Here is a 25260-nt window from a genome sequence, read left to right on the forward strand (position 1 = left end):
TTTATTCTCTAAGACATTTCTTATACAAAGTAACAGCTTAGCTATTTTAAAATAAATAACCTAATTTGATCAATTCAGCTTTCATGCTATGATTTCATTATAGCTCTTATTTAAAAATAATTTCTAATAATATAATAGGAAATATTTATGGCAATAAATAAAGGAAAATTCACAGCAAAAATAGAAGGTGATTTTGTTATTTTTTTAATTGGTATGAGAATCAATAATTTTCTTAAATTTCACAAATGGATGCCCATAGCTTCTCAAATGCCAAAAATGATCAATGAATTATATAAAAATCCGGATTTTGGATTTTTGCATCATGAAATATGGATTGGTGGTTTTTTTTCTAAAGTTATGGTTGTTCAATATTGGCAATCATTAGATCAACTCATTAGCTATGCAAATAATAAAAATGCGCAGCATCTTCCTGCATGGGCATCATTTCATAAAAAAATAACTGATCACTCTGTTGGAATATGGCATGAAACATATCTAATTAAAGAGGGAAACTATGAAACAATTTATCATAACATGCCCACTTTTGGCTTAGGGAAAGCGGGACAATTAGAGGCTATTCAAAACAAAACACTTTCTGCAAAATTACGTCTGGGATTAAAATAATTTATAGAAAGAATTCATTCAATTTCATGAATCAAATAAAAGTATATAACCATTTTTTTCAATATCATTCCACATTTGTTTTTGATCTTCACTTGTCATTATTTCACTAACATGAGCATCATCATGTCGATACCATTTTCCACCGTCATTAATGTAGACATAATAATGACCAGCAGCTGAAGTACCATTATGAATAATGACACCTTGTAAATAATAATTTACTTCTCTATAAGTTTTTTCGTGATTATTTATCAAATGAAAATAAATTGCTAAATTATTTGGAATTTTAATTTTATCTTCAATTTTATTATTGAATTGCCCATCAAAATAAAATCGCTTCAAAGTTATAAAAAGTTTTTTTGGATAATTATTAATATCACTTAAAGTAAGATATGTTCTCTTTATCTCATTATGCTTGGTTTTTGTATTTTCATCTAAAACATCTTCAACTTCTTCTGTCAAATTTGATTTCATCAATTCATCAAGTGATTTATCATTATCATTTAAATTTAATGAATAAAATATATTACTCGAAAAATGACCTGTGTTTAAAGATTCTGTATTTAAAGGTTTTTTAACACCATTTTTTAATAAAATTTGAGAAGACACCATAAATGAATTTTGAATTGAGTTTAACTCAATATAGTCTGCCAATAATTTGAAATATTCATCCGCATCCATTTGATCAGATCTTATTTTCATACCTGAAATTGTTTCAGATCCTGTCGCATTACGTTGCTCAAGAGAAAATTCATTAAATACTAAATTCAGTTTATTTTTAAATCCTGGATCAGAATTTTGCGAGAAATTATTATTTAAAACAGCATCAAAATTTATGTCTAAAGAATTCATGAAACCATAAAATTCTTTCTGCAAAAGCGTTTTTTGGGGAATGGCAGAGACTTTATCTCCGTTTCTTAAATAGGACCAAATTAATTTGTGCACCGAATTTGCAAAACAAGTATTTCCCAAATTTGTGGTTCCAAGCGCTTGTGACAAGAAATTCGCTTGGTTTTTAAATGCACTTAAACCATTTGAATTACTTGGAGTATTTTGTGCTGGAGATTTTCCTGAACTGCCTAATGAACTTTGTCCCGAATTATCGCAAGAAGCAATCATAAAAGCTAACAAAAACAAGAGAATTACAGATAATTTTTTTATCATATATATATTTTCCAGGTATTTTAAAGAAAAAAAAGATAATTACATTCTCATACAATTAAAATCTTTAATTTGTTATTATACTTTATCAAATTAAACAAGCATTTTATAACAATAAAAAACACTTAATAAAAAATAGTCAATAATATCAACAATAAAATCTCGAAATAAATTTTTTCCCCTTATTTTAATATAAAAATATCAAATACTTATGACTAGATAAAAATCACAGTCATGACAAGATCACCCGCTTATGATATCTATTAAATGTTATTTAAACAACTTAAAAAAAGGAAAAACTATGACAGAAAACCTGAAACTTATAGAGCATATTAAAGGCTTAGAAGAAAGATTATTACAGCCCTTCGTAAGATGCTCAAAAAAAGAATTAGAGACACTTCTCGCAGAAGAATTCATAGAATATGCAAGCTCAGGTCACATTTTTAATAAATTAGAAATTATAAATGCACTTTTAGAAGAAGTTGAAGTCCATTATAAGCTAGAAAAATTCAATATTAATAAGATGTCTGAAGAGATTATTTTAGCAAATTATGTTGCGGTTAAAAATGATAAATTTTACTCGCTACGAACTTCAATTTGGAAATATATAAATGACAAGTGGCAAATTATTTTTCATCAAGGGACAAATTGTTCACGGTAAAAAGTATGTCATCAATTTGATTCCTTGAAATAGAAATGAAAGCATATAAAGTTATTTTATAAATTAATCTTTTGGAAAGGAAGTCTAGCCATGAGGTTTCTCGTCTGCTTTGCATCCATCATAATGATTTCAGCTTGCGTCACTGTCAAAATGGTCGGATTTGATAAAGAATCAAATACAGTCACATTCCAAGGTGAACAATGGGATTCAAAAGAAGATTTTCAAAAGGAAGCAGATCAATATTGTGGTAAAAAAGCAACATTAATAAAAATGAATCAAATTACAGAAGGATCTCAAACCACTATAAACAATTCAAATAATGGCACAACAAATGCACAGACATCTTCTATAAAAAAATATCAATATATTTTCAAATGTAATTAAAATAATATTTTGTATAAGCTAATGATAAGAATTTTTTAAAGTAATACTAATACTGGAGAAAACATGCCCATCATTATAAGAAATATTTTAATTATTTTTTTTATTCTACCATCTTTTTTTATTTCGTGCGGAAGAAATTTTGATAATAAAGAAGGAATTATATCACAAAATAAAAACAAAAACGAAAGTAATTTTGCAAAAATAAAACCTGCTATATCAAAAGATAAAATAATTTTTCCAGATGATATAAGCAAATATGAAAAAAAATCGGGAAAAATCGGTGGGCAAAAAGCAAAAGAAGATGTTACTGGAATTTACTCCATTAATCTCAATGGAAAAAATTATACACTTTTATTTAAACAAGGAAGAAATGACGGTGAAAACATTGCAGAATTAATAGCCTCACGATTATATGATGCCTTTTTAGCAGAACACGGAGCTCATGTCATCTTAGCAAAAAGACATAATACAATAGTGACTCAAAATTTTGTTACAAATGATTTGCATACCGAAATCTTTATAGGCTCTGTATTTTTTGACGAATTCCGTGAGATATTTAAAATACTTAATCTTAATGATCGCCCAAAAATTATTCCTAAAGATAAAATGGCAAGTTTTGTTAAGACATTTTATTCTTCCAATTTAGGTGAAGTGCTTGCAGCCAGCCTCTGGCTTGGAGATTATGATATACACATTGGGAATATTGGTATTGCTAAAGTAGCGAATAAAGCAGATCTCAAATATGGTTATAAATACGATTTTGTTAAAATAGATCATGGATGGAGTTTTGCTTATTTACAAAACCAAATGAATTATAAAAGTACGCCATGGGGAGTTATTAAAGCTTTGGCTTTATCGAGACCCACAAGTCATTTCAATGATTATGACATTGAAGATTTTTTAAGAAACAAAAACGGATCTTTTAGAAAAAAAATTGATAATTTGAAATATATAAATAAAGATACGATTCGAAGAGTTTTAACTGAATCTTTTAATGAACTCAATAAATATTATAATCCGATAGCATATAAGTCATTTGCCCAATGGATTGGATATAGTGAAAATCAAGAAGTAAATTCTGAAAAAATAATAAACTATTTAACAGAAAAACTATACAACAGAGCTCAAAATGGATTGATTGATTAAATAAAATCGTCTTTCATTAAAAAAAATTCCCATAAAATAATTATTTATTCGAATTAATGGCAAAAAACAACTTCATTGTGAAAAATGAGCGGCATACCAATTTCCTTTTCCACTTCTTGCTAACTTCTTATAATCTTCTATTCTTAATGATGACTATTTTTATTTTTAAAGTTTGATAGAGTCATAATCAAAAAAACCATAAAGATATTAGATTGTCATTCGCTTCTGCATACCATAGTAAAAATTTCTCTCCAAAAAATAGAATAGTTATAGAAGACTCTCCTAATGGCATTGCTGCAGCTAAAAATGCAGGCTGTTTCTGTATTGCGTTGACAAAAACTCGCTCTGTGACTGAATTAAATAAAGCAGATCTTATCGTTCCTGCTGCTGAATTAGAACATGCAATAAACCAGATTATTTTAAAGTCACATCTTTCTTAACTTTTATACATTCAACAAATTTAAAAATTTTAGAACGATCACCATTCAAGTTGTCACTTTTAGCGAAAGATAAAAAGAGACTATTGATAAATATAATTTTCTTTATATTAAAGAAACAAAATAATCTGGTTATGGGATATATTAAGCTGTTTTTATAATCGAAATTGCATAAATTATACTCTTGATAATCTTACAGCATTAGAATATAGATAAAATCACGAAATTTAATCATTTACCTTTAAAGGAACTCGCAATATTGACAACACATCAAATTTTAGATAAAAGAAACAACACTTAACATATTTAAAATAATTAATAAATTTTCATTCTTTAATTAAAGGAGCACTAATGTGGTAGAAAAATATTTAAATGCTTTTAGTATTTGTTCATATGTAATATTTTTTTTAGCTATATTCATAGAGTATTTAATATCAAATAAGAAAAATTCTAATGATTACGAAAAAAATGATTCCTTATTTAATATAGGTACTGGATTATTTTATACTATATTTCCTGTCATATTGGTTACCTCTTTAACTATATTTTTATACGATATATTTTCACGATTTTCTTTTTTTGAAATGCCTGGCGTTTGGAGTGCTTTAATAAAAGGAGAAAAATTATATTGGTGGGCATTTATAATTCTTATTTTTACAGATGATTTTTGCTATTATTGGTTTCATAGAATTTCTCATATGAGTCGATTTCTATGGTGTATTCACGAAGTACATCATTCCTCCAAACAATATAATTTCACCGTTTTTTTAAGGGCTTCTTTTATAGATTATGCTCCTCAAGGTTTATTTTATATTCCACTTTATTTATTAGGTTTTAAATTAGAAGATATTTTTTTTCAAATGGCAATTAATTTTACCTACCAATTTTGGTTACATACAAAATATACAGGAAGAATTTATTTATTAGATTCTATTTTTAATACCGCAAGCCATCATAGAGTTCATCATGCAAAAAACATACAATATCTTGACAAAAATTATGGAGGAATTTTTATAATTTGGGATATTTTATTCAAAACATTTGAAAGAGAAAAAGAAAAAGTTGAATATGGCGTCTTACATGATCTTAAGACAGATAATATATTTAAATTAAATTTTGAAACATTTAAAATAATGTTTCATGACATGGCCATGGCAAAAGGAATAAAAAATAAATTACTTTACTTTTTTTATATTCCAGGATGGAGTCACGATGGTCGCACAAAAACATCAAAACAGCTTCAAGACGAATATTATAATCAAAAATCTTATAATAGATGAAAAATTCAAATCATGGTAATTTAAATAATTACACACCACAAAATTCTACTATTTTCAAGTAACGCGTGATGCCAATTTTATTTAAAAAATCGGCATTATGACTTACAATAAGGAGTGCTCCGCGAAACGCACGAATAGCCTCTTCCAATTGTTTAACGCTTGTTAAATCTAAATTATTTGTTGGTTCATCCAAAATAAGAAGTTGGGGAGCTGGTTGTGCATTTAAAATGGTCGCAAGCAAAGCGCGAAATCTCTCGCCACCGCTTAGAGTATTTACGGGTAAAAAGGCGCGTTGATTGCTAAATAGAAATCGCCCAAGCCGAATTCTAATTTCAGATTCAGAAAGATTTGATGCTTTTTGTAAAACATTTTGATAAACACTTTTCTGAGAGTCTATTCCCTTTAAACTCTGATCGAGATAACCTATTTGTTCTGTTCCATATTCTATAATGCCACTATCCTGCTTTAATTGCCCCGAAATTAAGGAAAGTAATGTTGATTTTCCAGAGCCATTTTTCCCTTGAATGGCAATTCTTTCTGGACCAAAAACAGAAAATGTAACTCCATTCGATCCAAATAATTTTTTTCCATTTGAATAGGAATAATTAACAGATTTTACTTCAAGAATTTTTTTATCTTGATGTACAATAGTCTCTGGTAAATCAATTAAAATTTTTTCGTCAATCCGTATATTTTCTTTTGTCTCTTGCAAACGCTCTTTTGCGTCAGCTACTTTTTGATCGTGAAGTTCTCTATTTTTTCCTGCCGATTTCTCAGAACGATTGATAAAAAAATTTATTGCTACCTTTGGCAATCCTAAGGAACTTTGATTTTTCTTTGCATTTCTACTGCGCTGTGCCGCTATTTCAATTGTACGTTGCTCAAGTTGTTTTTTTATTTGTAATTCTTTTTCTGCATTTTGATAAGCTCTATTTGCAGCATCTTCTTCTAATTGCCGTTGTTCCAGATAAAACTTAAAATTTCCACCATATATTCGAATTTTTCCCTGATACAATTCAGCACATTGCTCTACATGCTCTAATAACAGAGGATCATGGCTCACAATAAGCGCACCTTTTTCCCATGTGGAAATCATTTCAATAACTTCTTCTGAAGAATTTGAATCGAGATTATTCGTAGGTTCGTCTAATACCAAATAATGAGCACCACGAAAAACCAAAGCAGCCACATAAGTGCGAACCGCTTCACCTCCACTCAAACTTCCCAGTGTTCTTGTAAGATCCATATGCGGCAAATTTCGTTTTGCTAAAAATGCTGCAATGCGATCCTCAATATCCCATTTATTATCAATTATTTCAAATAATTCAAGATTAACATCACCTCGAGATATTGCTTGTATGGCCTTAATTTCTTTTTCAACTCCAAATAATTGCATTAAAGTTATTGAATGAAAATTTAGTAAATTTTGCGGAAGATATCCTATGTTCATTGGAATTTGAATTGATCCAGAATAGCATTTTATTTCACCCACAATTAAACGCAATAAAGTAGATTTTCCTACTCCATTTTTCCCGATAATGGCGATTTTTTCATTACCAAATTTGGCATTAAGATGACTAAATACTTTCGTTTCATCTGGCCAATTAAAACTAAGATCTGAAATAATAATTCCTTGATTCTTCTGTTGATTATATTTTACGTCGGTTAATATCATAAATTATAAAAATTCCTTTCTTAAGAAGCATCATGAAATTAACTAAATGGAGACAATTTATAAATTTTTTTATGTTTTAAAATTCATTTTTATTTAAAATAAATTTTTTCGATTCATTTCCTATCTTTTAATTGATAGAAGATTGATGTTTCATTTTTGAATTTGCTGAAAAAACTTCCCTTTCATAGATTTTTCCATGAATAATAACAGAGTCAATTTCATTATAGGCTTCAATAGATTCTAATGGGTTTTTCTTTAAAAGAAGAATATTAGCTATTTTTCCATCTGCAATGGATCCATATGCATCATTTAAATTAAAAAATTTTGCATTATTAATTGTAGCTGCTTCAAGAATTTTATCTAAAGAAACACCTGCTTTAAGCCATTCTTTCATTTCAAGATAACTATTCAATCCCGGAGGAGAGCAGAAGGAGTATCCGATGCAAATAACAGAAAGCCCTCTTTTTGCGCTAAATACCCTAAAGAAATTAAGGCACGATCATATGCCAATTTAATTTGATTTTTTACTTTTTCTTCATCGTTGTCTTCTATAATTTCATTTTTAAACCATTCCCCTTCTTTTGTTTGATACCAATTTAATAAACTTTGCGGCACTACTTTAGATAAATTGGGATCAGAAAAATAATTCTCATCAAAGAGATCGAAAAGTCCTCCCATAGTCCTTATTGTCGCTTGATAGCCCACTTTTTTATTTGCAATATCATTTAATATCTCTTTAATATTTTCAGGCATAATATTTGTTTTATTTCCAGTATTCCAATTCCATAAACCATGCGCAACCCCATCTGCACCTGCCTTGATGGCAAATCTTTGTGCAATTGCTGAATTTGCATGCATAATAACGGGTAATTGCTTTTTATGAGATTGCTCAATAACTGCTTTTATATTATTTAATGACGGAACAGGGAATTTATTCTGTTCATTAAAACCAGGTTCATAAAAAACTTTAACAAAAGTACCACTGTTTTTTAGAATATTATTTACTAATTTTTCTGGAGAATGATCCTTTTTAAGTTTAATATTATCAGTCTTTTTATTCTCTACACTCATAATAAAATTTGGCAATTTTTTTAATTTTTCTTCTTCATTTAAAAATACCATAGGATAGCCGTTAAATTCTGTAATTGCTCCCCCACTTGTAAATAAATCGGGGCGCTCTGGTTGCCCCTTAAATTCTGAAATAATTTCTTGATCGCTCGTAGATAAATCAATCAAAGTTATATATCCAAAATAGAGATAACTTCTTGGTAATTGATTTCTATATTCATTCACAAGATCAATTCTTTTTAATTGTGTGCTATTATCGAATCCTAGTATAGAATCTATATGGTTATGCGAATCTATGAGACCAGGAATAACAAACATGTTTTTTCCATCAATCACATCTGCATTATTGACATTATTTTTATAAGCCCCTTTTCCTACATTTTTTATTTTATGACCTGAAATAACAATATAGCCATATTCTGGATTAAATTTGTTTTCATAGGTTATAATTTGAATATTTTTTATAACGGTATCACTTGCTGCATATGATGTAGAAAAGTAAAAAATAACTATTATGAGAAGAGCAATTTTTGTCATTTCATTTTTCCCCCTAAATAAATTAAAAAATTTTTATATATTGTTTTTTAAAAAATAACAAATTATTTAAATTTTAATTTATTTTTTAAAAAATCCATTAATTTATAGTAATAAAAAATTTTTAAAGTTATCAATAACTTTATATTTAAAAAATAATTAAAATTTTTAAAATATATTAAAATTAAAAAGTAAAAATAATTTTTTTATGTCCTTGATTTTAATTTTAAATATTGAATAATACGTATGCCTCATTTTCATTTTTTCTTCTTTTTGAAGTTTACTGTTTCGTTATTGCTACTGCATTTTATAACAATTTTTATAAGGACAATATGATGACAAATCTAAATATTGATCAAAGAACTGATAATATTCTATCACCAAAATCAAGCACAATAAATTTAGATGTTTTCCGCATTGAAATTATTGGCGATTCTAGAATGTATGCCAATGGAAATCAACAATGCAAAGTTGAAATTCAAGCTAGAAAACTCGTTTATAATGCAGTAACAAGTCAATGGGAGAAAAAAGATTTAAGCAATAATGAAAAAAATAGTATAAAAGTTGTTTCTTATTCTTCTAATTTAAATTCTTCAATACCAACAGGTTGGTATTGCGATAATGATAAAAATGAGTTTGACCAAGGCATAATTTCATCACGAATGGAATCTGATGTCGATTCTGAAATAGCAAATATTGAAACACAATTTGATACGTCAAGTTCTGAAAATAGATCTGATAATAGAAGTTTTGAGGTTATAAATAGATATATCCGCTGCAGCTCAAATGTACCTATTCAGTCACAGAAACTAATGGCTGTCATTAAACTAGATGATGGAACAACAGAAACTACTCATTCTGTTGCAAACCAAAGTAGTGTAGTTATTACACCAGTCACAGCAATTAAAGTAGGCGTCAAGGATCTTTTAGATCATAGAAGAGAAGATTCATATTCAAAAGATAAAATAGATGTTGATATTTACTATTGGAAATTACCTTATAATCTTACCGTTCGCAATGAAGAAATTTTAAATACATTTTATAGTAATTCAAAATTATGCTATTTTGTAGACATATATAGTTCTAAAACCTCATTTAAATCTGCCGTTATAAGAAAAGATGCAACATATATTACTCCATATGAAATATATGAAAAAACAAATAACCATGATAAAATTTGGCTAGTAAGTGATTATAGACATCTTAGAGCATTAAGAATGTGCTTTAACACAGGAGCCAATGGTGGCGATATTCGATTGAATTGGAACATAAGCGATAACTTTGGCTGCGTTCATAAATTTATAATAAAATCAAAAGATAACTATAATTTGATTGAATTACTTGATGCATAATAAAATAGCTATTTAAAACTCAAGAATATTTAATAAGATTTGGAGTTTAAATTATGAATCAAAATATTTATTCTAATGCCTTTAACTTTAGTTCTTACTTAAACGGTTCAGTAGATTTACGCACGGGACAATACAGTGCTGTTATAAAACTAGCGACAATTCGTTCTTTGAGTTCAATGGAAGCTACAAGAGATATCTCTCTTACTTTCTCGATGGTCAATACCATTCAAACAGGATATGGTCTCGGATGGAATCTTTCTAATACAGAGTACACGCCAAACAATTCAACGATTCGTTTGCTTAATGGAGGAATATATCGAACAGAAAGCATGCCTCCAGAAGGATATTCTTTTCGTTTTAAAGATAAGAAATTAAAAGATATTAAAATAAATAAAATTGCAAATGACAGAATTGAAGTCCTTTATAAAGACGGTATAATTGAAACTTTACAAAGGAATTCTCCAGCATCAAACTATAAATTATTTGAACTCATGTTTGAAAATGGAGAAAAAATTCGATTTTACTACACACCAAATGACCAATTATCAAAAATCACGAATTTAACTACGAATAAAGATATTTTAACTTTAGAATACGTAAATAATTTAATTCAAAAAGCCCATACACTAATAGAAAATAATAAAAAATATACCATGTCTTTTTCGCACCAAAATGGACAACTCATTCAAGTTTCTGTTCCCTATGATTCAGCAATTTCACAACCACAAAACATGCCTGCATATCATTATGAATATCAAACGTTTCAAAGCAATAAATTTAATGCCATACGAAAAATTACAACTCCTCTTGGCGGTCAGGAATTTATCTCATACAAAGAAAATGGCCATAATTTTGATAATAATTATTTTATTCCCTATGTCATAAAATGGGAAAATAATCCTGCAGCGGGTCAGCCTAGCATTGTTAAAGTATACAGCTATAGCCAAGGACAAAATTTCTTAGGATATCCCTTTTCTAGTGGAGCTGCTCTTCCCTATGAAGATAATTTATATTTAAAAGTTGGAAATTATGACTATTGGACAGAAGAAAAAACAATTGATCCCAATAGCGAAACCATAATTTATGAATCAATTAAAACAACATATAATAAATTTCATTTATTAAAGGAAGAAATGATTCAGAGAGGTCATGCTCAGACTATTAAGGAAATTTTTTATAATGAAATTCCTTCTCTTCTTTTTCATGAGCAGCCTGCAAATTTGCAAACACCTAAAAAAGTCATAACTAAATATAAATTATTAAGCTCTGGCGCAACTCGTGAGGAAATAGCTCAATTTGAGACAGATGACTATGGCAATACATTATCCCAATTAGAAAATTCAGGAATTAAGTACGAATATTCCTATTATCCATTAACAGGAGAAGGAAACAATTGTCCTCCCGATCCCTTTAATTCATTTGTTCGTTATTTAAAACAAGAAAAAATTATCCCATTAAATAATGATGGTCCTACAAAAATGACAAGTCATTTTTATACTCGATTATTAATAAATGATCCAAAGGGATACTTTATTGTTCGAAACAAGGAAATTATTAACAATAGTATTACCACTGAATTTTTATATAATGATTTAAAAAATGACCTTAAATTACATGGTCGTTTAAAATCATCAAATATGATTTACAATCAGAGTTCTACAGACACTCAAATTTCATATCAATTTAATAGCGATGTTTTAACTGAAACAAGGAAAGTATCTTCTCATGATGGTAATTGGTCAGAATCTATTAGACAAATGTCTCATACTACAAACAAATTATTTTACGTTCAAAAATCAGATAAAAAAGAAATAATACGCTATGAATACGATTTTCTTGGCCGTTTAATTCAAGAATCGGTTTCTTCGGGCACTTCTTATGAAGCAAAAAAAACTTATTCTTACTATTTTGCAGTACAAGGCGAATTACCAAAAGTAATTTCAACAGACAGCTTGGGAAAAAAAGTTATCATTCGTTTTGATGGCAAAGGAAGAGCCGTTTCAATGAGTGAATTACAAAATAACAATATCGAAAGAATGGTTAAAACATTACATTATAATCGTCTTGATCAATTAACCGAAGAAATGATTATTGATCAAATAAATTCAAAAGATTTAAAAGTAACAACTCAATACATTTATAATTCCTGGGGAAAATTAAGCCAAATTAAAAATTCCGATGGATCAATAAATATTACAGAAGAAAATCCATTAGAAAATTCATTGACAGAAGGAATTCTTGGCGGCAATGTAACATTAACAAAATTTAATAATTATGGAAAAATTGAAAGTAAAACAGAGATAAGCTCTAGCAATGAAAAGATTCAAATTCAATCTTTAACCTACGATGGTTTAGGAAGATGCAAAACAGATAAAGATGTTGATGGACACGTTTTAGAATATTCATACGATATTTTTGATAGAATTACTCAAACAATATCAAAGCCCGCCTATAGCAGTTCCCCTGCTCGTACTATAAAATATGAATATGCACCTCACACCACTTCTGCATTAGCAAAAAGCATTTTAATCGATAATAAGTTAGTGGGACATAGAAACTATGATGGACTTGGCCGTTTGCAAAACGAAAATAAAGGAGGTCAGCAAACAACTCAATATGAATATCCCGCAGGCTCTACTTTGCCCTCAGCTACGCTTTCACCCAGGGGATTCCGCAAAAAACTGTCATACCACAATGAAATATCTTCTTTAGCCCGCTTAGAAGTTGAAAATCAATTTTCTAATTATGAATATCATCCCATATCAGCTAAGTTAACAAAAATACAAAATTCAAGTATGACAAAATCAATTCAATATGATGATCTTCAAAGACCAATTAAAGAAATATATAATTTCGATGGCAAGAATTTAGAAGCTCAACTTTCCTATTCTCCTGCAGGTCGTTTGCTAAAATATCATTCTGTTTTAGGTGATACTGAAAATAGATTTTATGATTCCTATGGAAGACTTGAAAAAATAAATTGCAACAATGTTAATGTGAACTGCTTTTATGATCAATTCAGTCGCATGAATAAAGTTATCGTTAATGATGGACAATTTCAAGTAGAAACAGCTTTAGAATATGATAATTTTGGCCGTGAAAAATTGCGTTCTATGAAAAAAGACGGAATATTATTACAAAGCATATCTCTTTCATATCATAATAATGGACAAATTTCTCAAAAAAAAGTAACAGCATCCAATGGTACTTTAATAAGTGATGAAAAATATAATTATGATGCCTATCGCAGACTCATTTCTTATCAGTGCTCAGGCGCAGAATTTCCTCAAGATTCTCAAGGAAGAAAAATTAAACAGCAAGATTTTACATTTGATTCTTTAGATAATATTATCCGTGTGGTCTCAAAATTTACAGACAATAGTGAAAATATTTGTACCCGTAAATTTAGTTCGGAAAATCTTTCACAACTAATTCAAGTATCTTTTTCAAATCCAATAGGTCAACATAATTTGGAGTATGATCCCTCTGGCAATCTTATTAAAGATCACAAGGGACGTCAATTTCAATTCAATAGCTTAGAGCAAATGATTTCAATTTCATCATCTGGATCTCATCTGTGTGAATATAAATATGACGCTGAAGGTCGACAAATATGCCAAATTGCAACAAACCAAGATCCTCTTTATTTGCACTACTTTAATAATAAATTACTAGGAGAAACCCAAGGAAATATTAAATTAAATTATATCAATGGCAGCAATAATATTTTAGGAAGAAAATTTAATCAATCTGGAGAACAGCAATCAGAAATAAATTTAATAGACAACTCAGGAAGTGTTAGAAAAGTATTATCAACTCAGCATGAAGAAGGTAACACAAGAATGTATACTCCTTATGGTGAGTCTCCTAACAATACAAATGATTCTTCTTTACCTCTTATTAAGCGACATAATATTGCTTTTAATGGAACCCGTTTAGACCCTATTTCTCAACTATATCATCTCGGAAATGGACAACGCGCCTATAGCCCAGAACTCATGGTCTTTGTCTCTCCAGATCCTCTCAGTCCTTTTGGAGAAGGCGGTTTAAACTCCTATTCCTACTGCAATGGTGACCCAATTAATCGTCAAGATTCATCTGGACTCTTTTGGGATATGTTTACAAAAGTTTTAGGACTTGCCATTAGCCTCGTCTTTTTTGGCGTCGCTATCGCTGCCGCCATTCCTACAGGTGGTGCTTCCCTTTCACTACTTGCTGTTGCAGGAGCAATCGGATCGGGACTCGGAGTTGTTGCTTCAACCCTCAGTGTTGCTGCCGAAGGCGTAAAAATGGTGGATGAAAAAAATGGCTGGGATCGCTCTCAGCATATTCAAAATTTAACCATCGCCCAATTTTCATTTGGAATTGCTTCATCCGTCTTATCTTTCGGTTCGTCTATTAAAGGAAATACACAAACAGCTTTGGGTTATAAAAAATCATATGACTTGCAAGCCCTAAGAGACGTCGACTTATTCCGATCTGGAAAAATGCCTTTTTCATTTTCAATGTCTTATGCAAAAACTGTTTTCAATTCCGTAAAAATGAGCGTACCCCATATTGAAACCATTATGCGCTATGGCCCCTTATTAAGCACCGTTTCCTCCGCAAACTATAGTGTTTATAAATACACAACAATGGGCATGGAAATTTTTTCCAATAACGGCTCTAGCACTTCAAACTCAAGCTCTCTCTCGCCTGAAGCAACACAAATGTCTAGCATGAATATTTCTGGAATTTCTGAAAGCCACATGAAAGCTACAAATAGTTTCTCCGATATCATTGATAGAAATTATAAATTTTTGGATGAATTATATCAACAAGCAGGAAATATACGCTCGCCTATTAATCAAGATCTCTATTTAAATTCAATATAAATTAAGATCTCGAAGTAAATAAAAGAATGATATTTTAGACTTTCCTCTTCTAAGTTTAATAATTTAACCCGTATATAAAATAAAAGAATGATATTGATTATGGATTAAATTAAATTTAAAATTAATTTTTTCTAATGATAGATTAAAGTTGTTGTTAAATTAACATTTGAATCAATTTATAATTTTTTTAAAACTATGCATTCTCAATTTCCTCTTGGGTGAGGCCGGTTGTTTTGCTAATAATGTCTATAGAAACCCCAAATTGATAGAGTTTTTTAGCATTTTCTATATTTTTTTTATTTTCACCTTTTTCAACACCGATATTAATTCCTTTTTCAACACCGATATTAATTCCTTTTTCCATGCCAATTTCCATCCCCTCCTCAAATTTACTTGCGGTATCTGACATATAATCATGCAAATATTTTTGTCTGGAATTATATTGAATACGTGCTTGGAAGTCTTGGCTAAGATATTCTAATTTTTCTTGAGCTTTTAAGATAAAAGGGTTGTCCATAGAAAAAATCTCCTCTCTGCTCGCGCCTTTTAAAAAGCGCATCCATTTGCTAAGTTCAGTATACGATTCTTTTAAAGCTTTGGGAACTTCAATAAGAAAAATTTGAAAATCTTGGGTAAAAATATTTTTAGTTTCTATGTCAACAACGCGTAGTTCGGTAATATAATTTTCTTTTTCCTTAAAATATTTATAGTTAAGAATATTAATACAAATAGCAGGTTGCAAATTTTTATACCGATCCCCTTTAAACATTTGCTACTCATATAATTTAGTCCAATAATATAAGCATCTTTTCTCATATTCTGAAGTATAGGACATTTGCATTTCCATATTTACAAAGCTGCCATCGTTGAGCTGAGCTAAGACGTCGAAGCGGCTTTCTTTGTCGAAGGCACTTTCTTGATTTACTTCGGTATTTAAAAACTGCACCGATTTTATTTTTTTATTATGTGGTTGATTTAAAATACTATTTGTAAAGTTAATAAAAATATCTTCATTTTCTCCAAAAATACGTTTAAAAGCATAGTCAATTTTAACATCTAATAAATCTATTTCCTGATTCAAAACCTAATCCTTTGTTTATGAACATAAGAAATTTATATTCATAAAGAAACAAATAATATAAAAATTTAAATAAAAAAGGGGGTGACCAGAAACTGAACAGCTGCGAAAGAATGGGCGAAAAATTATAATTATGTAAGATTTAAACTTTTATATTATCAACATTTTTAAGATTTTTTATTAAAAATAACCTTGATTCAAATTTGTATTTGATTTTTTCATCTAAGGCAATATATGGCAATTAATAATTTAGCAATTCGAAAATTTTTCTAGAGGATTATATTATTATAGTGTATACAATATCTCAGAAAAAAATATAATAATTTTAATTACAAAATCTCCAATAAATTTTTGTACAATTATTTTTTTATTATTTATTTTTATACTTTGGTTTTTTATTATAACCTATTAATGGATTATTCGACTCATATTTTATAATAAATTCTTTTTCTTTAATTAACAAAACAAAGTAATCAATATCTATTTCTTCAAAAATAATATCTTTTGTTATTTTAAATTTTTGAATTTCATCTCTTGAAAAATCGTCTCTTAAAAACTTCTCATTTACGGAACCAAAATAATTAAAATTATCGGTGAAATCAGAGCCAATATATATTTTTTTATTTGGATAGGTAATTTTATATATAATTTTGTAGCCTTTCTTATATTTTATTTCCATATCAATAATCTTCTTTGATTTCTCTGTTTCTTTAACCGATTTAAGCAAAGGAAGGTTAATTTCACGCAGATATCGAAACCGGCGCATTGGAGAGTTTTTAAAAGAACTTTCTCTTACTGAGGGAAGGGGAACAGGTCTTCCTAAAATCAAAAAAGAAGCCTTAAAGAATGGCTCTCCTACTCCAGAATTTTTAACAGATGAAAATCGTTCCTTTTTTATGGTAAAAATCCCAATCCATCCATTAGCTATTGAAATTAATAAGAAAAATGAGGCTAAACCCCCTAAACATGAGATTCCATACCAGTATGATGGGGGCCATGATGGGGCCATGATCATAAGCTTACCGAAAATATGCTAAAAATTCTTACTCTTTTAAAGGACTCTCCTCTTTCTGGGGCGGAAATTTCTAAAAAGATGGAACGTACAGGGAGAACGGGTTCCTTAAGAAAGCTTATTTATAAGCTTTTAGAATTAGGATACATAGAACTAACGAATCCAGAAAAACCTAAGAGTAAAAATCAGAAATATAGAATTACTGAGAAAGGGATTACGATTATTTAAAGGGATAATACTTACAATTTCAATTATTCATAAAGTGGCACCACCGCAAAAATTAGCAATACTCTTACTTTTAATGCCGCTATGATTAAATATCGCCATGTACCCTTTTCAGTGAACATTTAAATATGATCTGACCCACATAAATTGTACACATTACTATGCCACCATAGATTCCTTGCGGGGAGTCTCAAACCTTTGCATCACAATAAGAACCTTATGGCGGACCCAGCAAGAATCGAACTTGCGCTTAAGGCTTCGGAGGCCTACGTGATATCCACTTCACTATGGGTCCTTAAAATTAAGGTGTGAAAACCAACTACACTTAGATGATTGTGGCACATTAGCCTTGCAACATAGTTGTACTAAAGTCAAGTTATTCGAGGTGTGTATTTTTACTAGAATTTCTCTCTAGATAAGCGTTGGCATAGGGTTCTACACTGAATACGCCTTGGGAGTTGAGGTAGTCCACAGTTTTCCTGCCAATTTCGGCGAACACGGGACCAGCGAGGAGGGCTCCGTAAGCGGGGCGGACTTTGACTTCGTCAAGAACGACGATAATTGCGAGTTTGGGGTTATTTGCAGGGATAATTCCTTCAAAAACAGCGGTTCTTTCAGAATAGGCCTTATCTTTTTGTGACCAAATTTGTGCTGTTCCGGTTTTTCCGCCGACCAAGACGCCAGGAATACGGCCTGCGTTACTTTCTTCTGTTACCTTACCCATCATTGTGGATATTAATTTGCTTGTTTCTTTTGAAATAAATTGCAGAGGTGGTCCAACGAAATTTTTTTCATCTTCAACGCTTGTTGCTAATAAATTCACACCGCGATCAACTCCCCCGCCCGTAAGAATGGAAACAGCATGGGCAAGTTGCAAGGGAGATATGGCAAAACCTTGCCCAAAAGACATGTTGGCAAAGCGCATTTCGCTCCAAGTTTCTGGTTTATGGATACGGCCTTTCCATTCACCTGGGAACCCAGTGCCAGGGGAGCGGCCAAAACCGACTTTCATGAGGGAGTCATAAAATCTTTCGCGGCCTGCTTTTTGAGAAATTTTGTACATACCTAAGTTACTGCTGTATCTGAGAACGCCTTGGGTATCGAGTATGGTCATGGGGTGATCATCGCGGATGATTCCACCGGGAACGGGCATTTTTCCACCAGACACATCGAATTTGGTTTGAGGGGAGATGATTCCTAAATCCAGGGCTTTGGCAATCCACATAGGCTTTGCGACAGAGCCCAATTCGATGGCGTCCATAATAGGTCGAAAGCGGCGCGATTCGGGATCATTATTAGGGGGATTATTTAAGTCATATGTAGGATAACTTGCAATCGCTAAAAGTTCACCTGTGGTCACATCAATCACAATGGCACTGCCCCCTTTTGCTTTGGAGCGGATAGCGCCGTCGCGTAAGGCGTTTTGCGTAAAATGTTGAATGGAAATATCAACAGATAATTTCAAGTTTGGTACAGATAAAGATGGCTTTGATGCACCATTGGGCGACACCATAACGTAACGGCCACGAGCATCGCGGGTGACATCAGCTTTAGTCGATTTCACGGTAAGTCTATTGTTATAAACCTTTTCAACGCCCTCTAATCCTTGCCCATCGGAACCAACAAATCCGATCAAATGCGATGCGATATCTTTTTCAGGATAAATACGTTTAGGTTCATCAACTGTATCAAGAAATAATTTCCACTTTTTTAAAGAGCCTAATTGATTAAATTCACTTTGTGTCATTTGCCTTTTGAGCCAGATAAAGTTTTTTTTATCGTTACGATAAGATAATAAATCTTGCAGTGGTACTTTAATTTGTTTTGCAACAATTTCGAGTGTTTCTTTATCTTTTGGCATTTTTCGCGTTAATAGAAATAAACTTGTACTTGGCACACTTACTGCTAACACTTTTCCATTGCGATCGGTAATGGTGGCGCGTGGATTAGACAAAGTAACGCTGGTTTCAAATTGCCGACTTCCCGTTGCCAGCAATTTGGATCGTAGAGGAGTAGAAAAAACACTGAGCCAAGCAAAACGACCTAAAATTAAGATAAGAGCAACAAAAAAGATGCCACTCATGACAATTGCTCTTTTTTGATAATTTGGGTTAAATTTTATGTTTTTAGGGTTAAAATAATCTTTTATTTTTTGAAATACTGATTTATTTTGAGAAAAAGTAGCCATATATATTCTTTCAAATAATGTAACTTATTAATTGCTTTAATTTATATCGATTTTTAAAATTTCTGAATTATTTAAAAATCATTTTTGAAAATTTTTCGTATAAAAATTTGCCACTTAAAATACGATTGAAATCTAGAAAATCAAGCAGCTAATAACAATTTTTATATTTAGCCCAATAGTGTATTTTTTTCAATTATGTCGATAAAAAAAGATTTTAATGAGGTATTTAAAATTTATTGATAGGCTGCATCACTATAATAAACTAGCCATAATAATGAACTAAAATCCTTTGCAGCAATATGCTTTCCGTTATCACAAGCATCAAATAAAAGTTTTCTTTGATCATCGGTCGCTAATGAAAGATCGATCCCCAATTCTTCCCCTAAAATATTCCAAAGCTTGAACATTTGCTCTTCACTCAAGGAAAGAACAACATCATCTTTGGTATCAGACGACTTATCGACAAAAGAATTCTCAAGAATTTTAAATAGTTCATTTTGAAGTACTTCAGGTCGCATAGTATACACCTCCCGAAATTCAAAATTCAAAACTTACCGAGTTGTTGAAAATTCAACAAAAATTTTCTTCAATAGACTTGACCAGTCTATCAAGTTTCATACCTCGGCTGCCCTTTACCAATATGACAAAATCTGACAATTTAACATTAATATCACTTAGAAACAGAGTAGGCTCCTCATCAGCTGTTCGCCAGAAAAGCCTCAACTTATTTTGCGCCAACAGCACATTTTCTGTTTCTTTAAGTAACTTATAACAATCATACATGGCAGATCCGTAAAGGCACAAGTAGGTATTCTGTAAATTTTTTAGCGAGTAAAATATTTTTTCATGCCAGTATTTTGACTCGGCACCCAAATCGAGCATATCACCCAAAACAATTAATTTTGCTTTTTCTTGCCATTCCTTACTATCTATTGCATGAAGTGCGGCTTCTAAACTCATAGGACTTGAATTATAACAATCATCAAAAAGCACAATTCCATTTTTTAAATTTGAAATACGCGATCGCATAGGCGGCGGCACAAATGTTTTCCAACCTATTTCAATTTGCTGAGCTGTTCTCTTTAGCATGAAAGCAGTAGAAAAAGCTAATGCAAAATTTGCTGCATTGTGAATACCAGGAAGAGGTACTTTAAAAATAATTTCCTCAGTGGTACTTGAATTATTAAATTTCGAATCTACTGAAAAATTTAATTGACTTTCAACACTCGATGTTTGAATAACATCCCAATACACAATTGCATTTACATTATTTTTTAAATCATGATTTATTTCTTTTAATTTATTTTTTTCAATAACAATGTAATCATTTTTTAAATCAGCCAATTTTTTTCTATTTAAATTATCATCCTTTAAATAATTTTGAAATGCTTCAAATATTTTTGCATCGGATAACTGCCACACCCGTTTCGTATTGGGATTTTGAAATAAAATAAGTTCTTCTTTGACCGCAGTTTCCCAGTTAATTAAATGCTCTAAATGCTCGGGTCCGAGTGCAGTAATAATTGAAATGTCAGGTAAACCTAAAGAAACATGCTGAGTCATAGCTCCAATATCATCGATACCAATTTCAAGAACAAGGGCATGTGGTGGAGAATTTTTATGATGCGCTTCCTGGCATAAAGTAACCGCCATACCTAAAAAACCATTTTCGCTTTTTTCAGTTTTAGTTACCTTAAAAGAACCACCGCTTAATAAACTAGCAAGCATTTCTTTTGTTGTCGTTTTACCATTACTACCAGCGACACCAATAACAGGAAACGGAAAGCGTTGACGCATAAACTTGGCAAACTCTCTAAATTTTTCAAGAACGTTATCAACTTCAATACATTTATTACGCTCTTTTTGAGACAAATTAGAAAGATACTTTGAATTCTTGTTTACCAATGCCAGTTGCACACCTTTTGAAAAACATTCTGCTAAAAAAGCATGCCCATCAAAACGTTCACCTTCGATGGCAATAAAAAATTGCTTTGATTTTATTTTTCTACTATCTGTAAATATTCCTTCAAAAATAATATCATCAAATGAATTTTTCGTATTTATAGTTTTTGTAATTGTTTGATAAATTTCTTTTCCCGTTAGAGGCCACATCTTTTTGCTTACTCCATATTCATTAAAATTTTAATCAATTTATGGTACCGTTCGATATGCTCTAAAGCGAGTTATCGCATATCTCATTACTATAGAGGAATAAAAGCAATGGAAACAAGTTTTCAATACAAACTAAAAAACAAAGTTCGATTTGTCACCGCCACTGCGTTATTTGATGGCCACGATGCCAGCATAAATATTATTCGAAGACTTTTGCAACAAGCAGGAGCAGAGGTCATACATCTTGGCCACAATAGAAGTGTAGGGGAAGTGGTTCAAGCAGCCATTCAGGAAGATGTGCATGCTGTATCTGTAAGTTCATATCAGGGAGGTCATGTTGAATATTTTAAATACATGCGAGAAATGCTTGATAAAGGAGGAAGACCCGATATTAAAATATTTGGCGGTGGTGGCGGTGTTATTATTGCCAAAGAGATTGAGGAACTTCATAAATCAGGTATAACACGTATTTATTCTCCTGAAGATGGTTTAAAAATGGGGCTTGAAGGCATGATCAGCGACATGCTTGCAAAGTCTGATTTTCCTTTAGACAGGTGGCCTGAAGGACTTGAAAACCGAAAAATATTGGCAAATGATCATCTCCGTTTTGCACGTGCACTTACAATTATTGAAAATGATATTAAACGACTCCCTTCCGAAGTTCAAAAACAAGTCGAATCTGGAAAAAAAATAAAAGAGAATAAGAAAATAAATAATCCTCCACTTGTTTTAGGAGTGACAGGCACAGGAGGTGCTGGTAAAAGTAGTTTAACTGATGAAATTATTCGAAGATTTACATTTGAATACCCTGAAAGAAAAATTTGTATTTTTAGTGTCGATCCCTCGAAAAGAAAAACAGGGGGAGCCTTACTAGGCGATCGCATTCGTATGAATGCCATAAATCAAGAAAATGTTTTTATGCATAGTTTTGCTACTCGTGGAAGTAAAAGTGAATTATCATCTGTAACACTTGAAGCCCTTTGTTTAGCGCGGGAAGCAGGATTTGATTTCATTATTGTTGAAACAAGTGGAATTGGACAAGGTGACACAGGAATTTTAGATGTTTCCGACTTGTCACTTTATGTGATGACAAGTGAATTTGGTGCTGCGACACAGCTTGAAAAAATAGATATGCTTGACTTTGCAGATCTTATCGCAATTAATAAATTTGACAGACGCGGCTCGGAAGATGCCTTTCGCGACGTTAAAACAACGATTAGAAGAAGTCGCTATTCCGGAAATCGATCTCTTTCTGAAGAAAATTATCCTGTATTTGGAACCATAGCATCTAAGTTTAATGATGATGGTGTCAACGGTATTTATAGAGAGTTACTAAAATTACTAGAAGAAAAATGCCCGAGTATTTCATGGCAGCCAAGAATACAAATTAAAACATCGAAAAAATCGAGTAATGTAGCTCCTATTATTGCACAAAATAGAACTAATTATTTAAGTGAGATAGCACAAACGATAAAAGATTATCATAAACAGACTGAAGAGTTAACTCTAAATTCAACCCATATTTTTGCACTTGAAAAAACAAAAAAACTTCTTAATGACTCCTTGTTAAATGAAAAATTTGAAAAAGAAATAAATGCACAATGGGAAATGATTCCTACATCTGTAGCAAATGAATTAAAATCATGGCAAAGTATTAAAGAAAATTATGAAAGTGACGCATTTAAATATGAAGTCAGAGGTAAAAAATACGAAGTTGTTACTTACTCTGTTTCTTTATGTGGATTAAAAATAAAAAAATTATATTTGCCGCAATCTGAAAATTACGGAGATATTATTAAATTTTTACGCTATGAAAATCTACCTGGAAATTTTCCTTTTACAGCAGGCGTTTTTCCTTTTAAACGCTCTGATGAAGATCCTAAGCGTCAATTTGCAGGGGAAGGTGGACCCGCCCGCACAAACAATCGTTTTCACTTTTTAACAAAAAATGACCCTGCAAAAAGACTTTCTACCGCTTTCGACAGTGTTACTCTATATGGTGATGAACCTGCTAAAAGACCGGATATTTACGGAAAAATAGGTGAAAGCGGGGTGAGCATTGCAAGCTTGAATGACATGAAAATATTATATAGCGGTTTTGATTTATGTGACCCCAATACCAGCGTCAGCATGACAATAAATGGACCTGCCCCCATTATTTTAGCTTTCTTTTTCAATACGGCCATTGATCAACAAATTGAAAAAGAAGAAAAATCTAAAGGAAGAAAAGTCACTCCCCAAGAATTTGAGAACATAAAAAAATACACATTAGAAACGGTGAGAGGAACGGTTCAAGCTGATATTCTAAAGGAAGATCAAGCTCAAAACACCTGTATTTTTTCCATAGATTTTGCTCTTAAAATGATGGGAGATATTCAGGAATATTTTGTAAAAAATAAAGTTAAAAATTATTATTCTGTCAGTATTTCTGGTTATCACATTGCAGAGGCAGGAGCCAATCCCATTACGCAACTGGCCTTTACTCTAGCCAATGGATTTACTTATGTAGAATATTATTTAAGTCGCGGTATGGATATTGATGACTTTGCCGCGAACTTAGCATTTTTCTTTAGCAATGGAATGGATCCCGAATATTCCGTAATAGGTCGCGTGGCAAGGCGTATTTGGGCTATTGCCTTGCGCGATAAATACAAAGCAAACGAACGATCGCAAAAGCTAAAGTACCATATTCAAACAAGTGGTCGTTCCTTACATGCTCAAGAAATGAATTTTAATGACATTAGAACAACATTACAAGCTTTACTTGCCCTATCCGACAACTGCAATTCGTTACACACAAATGCATATGATGAGGCTGTGACAACACCCACAGAAGAAAGCGTGAGACGAAGTATGGCCATTCAACTTATACTTGCTCGCGAATTTGGAATGCTGAAAAATGAAAATCCCATGCAAGGCAGTTACTTTATTGAATCTCTGACCAATGCTGTTGAAGAAGCCGTACTACAAGAATTTGATAGAATATCAAGTAGAGGAGGTGTATTAGGAGCAATGGAGACACAATATCAGAGAGGAAAAATTCAGGAAGAAAGTCTCTATTATGAAACTCTAAAGCATACGGGCAAATTACCATTAATTGGCGTGAATACTTATTTAAATCCAAATGAAGACGAAAACACAGTTCCACATGAAATACAGCTTTCTCGAGCCTCTTACGAAGAAAAAAATGAACAATTAACTCGGTTAGAGGAGTTTAAATCAACATACCAAGAAAACGTGCAAAAGGCATTAAAAAGACTTCAAGAAACTGTTCTTTCCAATGGAAATATCTTTGAAGAATTGCTTTACACTACGCGTTATGCTTCCTTGGGAGAAATTACCACGGCATTGTATGCCGTAGGTGGGCAATACCGGAGAGCAATGTAAAATTAAACCTCTCATCTTATTGACGAATCTTTCTTTTCTTAAAAATTCATTTAAAATAAATT

The 25260-nt window shown here is 31.2% G+C and carries 18 protein-coding genes, 1 tRNA gene and 1 pseudogene; 11 read left to right on the forward strand and 9 right to left on the reverse strand.

The annotated features are described in order from the left end of the window. Nucleotides 1-147 precede the first annotated feature (147 nt). Entirely contained in the window at nucleotides 148-624 is a 477-nt protein-coding gene (locus AXG55_RS10605) for a DUF4188 domain-containing protein (RefSeq protein ID WP_148698097.1), read from the forward strand. A gap of 24 nt (nucleotides 625-648) precedes the next feature. Here the strand turns inward: AXG55_RS10605 and AXG55_RS10610 are convergent, their stop codons facing one another. Then, on the reverse strand, nucleotides 649-1788 hold the full coding sequence (locus AXG55_RS10610) for a ubiquitin carboxyl-terminal hydrolase family protein (protein ID WP_148698098.1): 1140 nt from the start codon (nucleotides 1786-1788) through the stop codon (nucleotides 649-651). A 298-nt stretch (nucleotides 1789-2086) separates the two neighbouring features. Between AXG55_RS10610 and AXG55_RS10615 the strand changes: the two genes are divergently transcribed. The 5 genes from AXG55_RS10615 to AXG55_RS10635 all read left to right on the forward strand — a co-directional run bounded on the left by AXG55_RS10615 (nucleotide 2087) and on the right by AXG55_RS10635 (nucleotide 5693). Then, nucleotides 2087-2446 (forward strand): nuclear transport factor 2 family protein, encoded by a 360-nt coding sequence (locus tag AXG55_RS10615; protein ID WP_233231159.1) that lies wholly within the window; start codon nucleotides 2087-2089, stop codon nucleotides 2444-2446. A gap of 90 nt (nucleotides 2447-2536) precedes the next feature. Further along, on the forward strand, nucleotides 2537-2830 hold the full coding sequence (locus tag AXG55_RS10620) for a hypothetical protein (protein ID WP_148698100.1): 294 nt from the start codon (nucleotides 2537-2539) through the stop codon (nucleotides 2828-2830). 63 nt (nucleotides 2831-2893) lie between these two features. Beyond that, nucleotides 2894-3976: a hypothetical protein gene (locus tag AXG55_RS10625; protein WP_148698101.1), complete on the forward strand. Its 1083-nt coding sequence runs from the start codon at nucleotides 2894-2896 to the stop codon at nucleotides 3974-3976. Between the two features lie 212 nt (nucleotides 3977-4188). Then, entirely contained in the window at nucleotides 4189-4416 is a 228-nt protein-coding gene (locus AXG55_RS10630) for an HAD family hydrolase (protein ID WP_148698102.1), read from the forward strand. Nucleotides 4417-4766: 350 nt separating this feature from the next. Continuing rightward, nucleotides 4767-5693 (forward strand): sterol desaturase family protein, encoded by a 927-nt coding sequence (locus AXG55_RS10635; RefSeq protein ID WP_148698103.1) that lies wholly within the window; start codon nucleotides 4767-4769, stop codon nucleotides 5691-5693. 28 nt (nucleotides 5694-5721) lie between these two features. Here AXG55_RS10635 and AXG55_RS10640 read toward each other — a convergent pair whose 3' ends face one another. From AXG55_RS10640 to AXG55_RS10650, 3 genes are all read right to left on the reverse strand, one after another. Then, complete coding sequence (locus AXG55_RS10640; protein ID WP_148698104.1) at nucleotides 5722-7368, reverse strand: ABC-F family ATP-binding cassette domain-containing protein; 1647 nt, start codon at nucleotides 7366-7368, stop codon at nucleotides 5722-5724. A gap of 127 nt (nucleotides 7369-7495) precedes the next feature. Beyond that, nucleotides 7496-7762: an amidohydrolase family protein gene (locus tag AXG55_RS10645; RefSeq protein ID WP_148698105.1), complete on the reverse strand. Its 267-nt coding sequence runs from the start codon at nucleotides 7760-7762 to the stop codon at nucleotides 7496-7498. 14 nt (nucleotides 7763-7776) lie between these two features. Continuing rightward, on the reverse strand, nucleotides 7777-8973 hold the full coding sequence (locus AXG55_RS10650; RefSeq protein ID WP_148698106.1) for an amidohydrolase family protein: 1197 nt from the start codon (nucleotides 8971-8973) through the stop codon (nucleotides 7777-7779). Between the two features lie 332 nt (nucleotides 8974-9305). Here AXG55_RS10650 and AXG55_RS10655 point away from each other — a divergent pair, with 332 nt between their 5' ends. Both AXG55_RS10655 and AXG55_RS10660 read left to right on the forward strand, forming a co-directional pair. Further along, nucleotides 9306-10322: a hypothetical protein gene (locus AXG55_RS10655; RefSeq protein ID WP_148698107.1), complete on the forward strand. Its 1017-nt coding sequence runs from the start codon at nucleotides 9306-9308 to the stop codon at nucleotides 10320-10322. Nucleotides 10323-10375: 53 nt separating this feature from the next. Further along, nucleotides 10376-15196 (forward strand): RHS repeat-associated core domain-containing protein, encoded by a 4821-nt coding sequence (locus AXG55_RS10660; protein ID WP_148698108.1) that lies wholly within the window; start codon nucleotides 10376-10378, stop codon nucleotides 15194-15196. Nucleotides 15197-15389: 193 nt separating this feature from the next. On the opposite strand, the pseudogene AXG55_RS14990 reads toward AXG55_RS10660, so the two are convergent. After that, nucleotides 15390-16277, reverse strand: a pseudogene (locus AXG55_RS14990) (Rpn family recombination-promoting nuclease/putative transposase). Between the two features lie 761 nt (nucleotides 16278-17038). Here AXG55_RS14990 and AXG55_RS15185 point away from each other — a divergent pair. Both AXG55_RS15185 and AXG55_RS15190 read left to right on the forward strand, forming a co-directional pair. Then, a complete protein-coding gene (locus AXG55_RS15185) occupies nucleotides 17039-17311 on the forward strand; it encodes a hypothetical protein (protein WP_419248046.1) in 273 nt (90 codons plus the stop codon). Next, the gene (locus AXG55_RS15190; protein ID WP_148698111.1) at nucleotides 17305-17514 is read left to right on the forward strand and encodes a Fic family protein; all 210 of its coding nucleotides are present in this window, start codon (nucleotides 17305-17307) and stop codon (nucleotides 17512-17514) included. Before AXG55_RS15185 ends, AXG55_RS15190 begins: the two co-directional genes overlap by 7 nt. Before the next feature lie 217 nt (nucleotides 17515-17731). Here AXG55_RS15190 and AXG55_RS10690 read toward each other — a convergent pair. From AXG55_RS10690 to AXG55_RS10705, 4 genes are all read right to left on the reverse strand, one after another. Beyond that, nucleotides 17732-17806: transfer RNA gene (locus tag AXG55_RS10690), tRNA-Arg, on the reverse strand. An 81-nt stretch (nucleotides 17807-17887) separates the two neighbouring features. Then, the gene (locus AXG55_RS10695; RefSeq protein WP_148698112.1) at nucleotides 17888-19699 is read right to left on the reverse strand and encodes a peptidoglycan D,D-transpeptidase FtsI family protein; all 1812 of its coding nucleotides are present in this window, start codon (nucleotides 19697-19699) and stop codon (nucleotides 17888-17890) included. A gap of 233 nt (nucleotides 19700-19932) precedes the next feature. Beyond that, entirely contained in the window at nucleotides 19933-20217 is a 285-nt protein-coding gene (locus tag AXG55_RS10700) for a hypothetical protein (protein WP_148698113.1), read from the reverse strand. A gap of 52 nt (nucleotides 20218-20269) precedes the next feature. Next, nucleotides 20270-21811, reverse strand: a complete 1542-nt coding sequence (locus AXG55_RS10705) for a UDP-N-acetylmuramoyl-tripeptide--D-alanyl-D-alanine ligase (RefSeq protein WP_148698114.1) — start codon at nucleotides 21809-21811, stop codon at nucleotides 20270-20272. Nucleotides 21812-21919: 108 nt separating this feature from the next. Here AXG55_RS10705 and icmF point away from each other — a divergent pair, with 108 nt between their 5' ends. Further along, complete coding sequence (icmF, locus tag AXG55_RS10710; protein ID WP_148698115.1) at nucleotides 21920-25198, forward strand: fused isobutyryl-CoA mutase/GTPase IcmF; 3279 nt, start codon at nucleotides 21920-21922, stop codon at nucleotides 25196-25198. The last annotated feature ends 62 nt before the right edge of the window (nucleotides 25199-25260 follow it).

The organism is Silvanigrella aquatica, from assembly GCF_001907975.1.
Lineage (GTDB): Bacteria > Bdellovibrionota_B > Oligoflexia > Silvanigrellales > Silvanigrellaceae > Silvanigrella > Silvanigrella aquatica.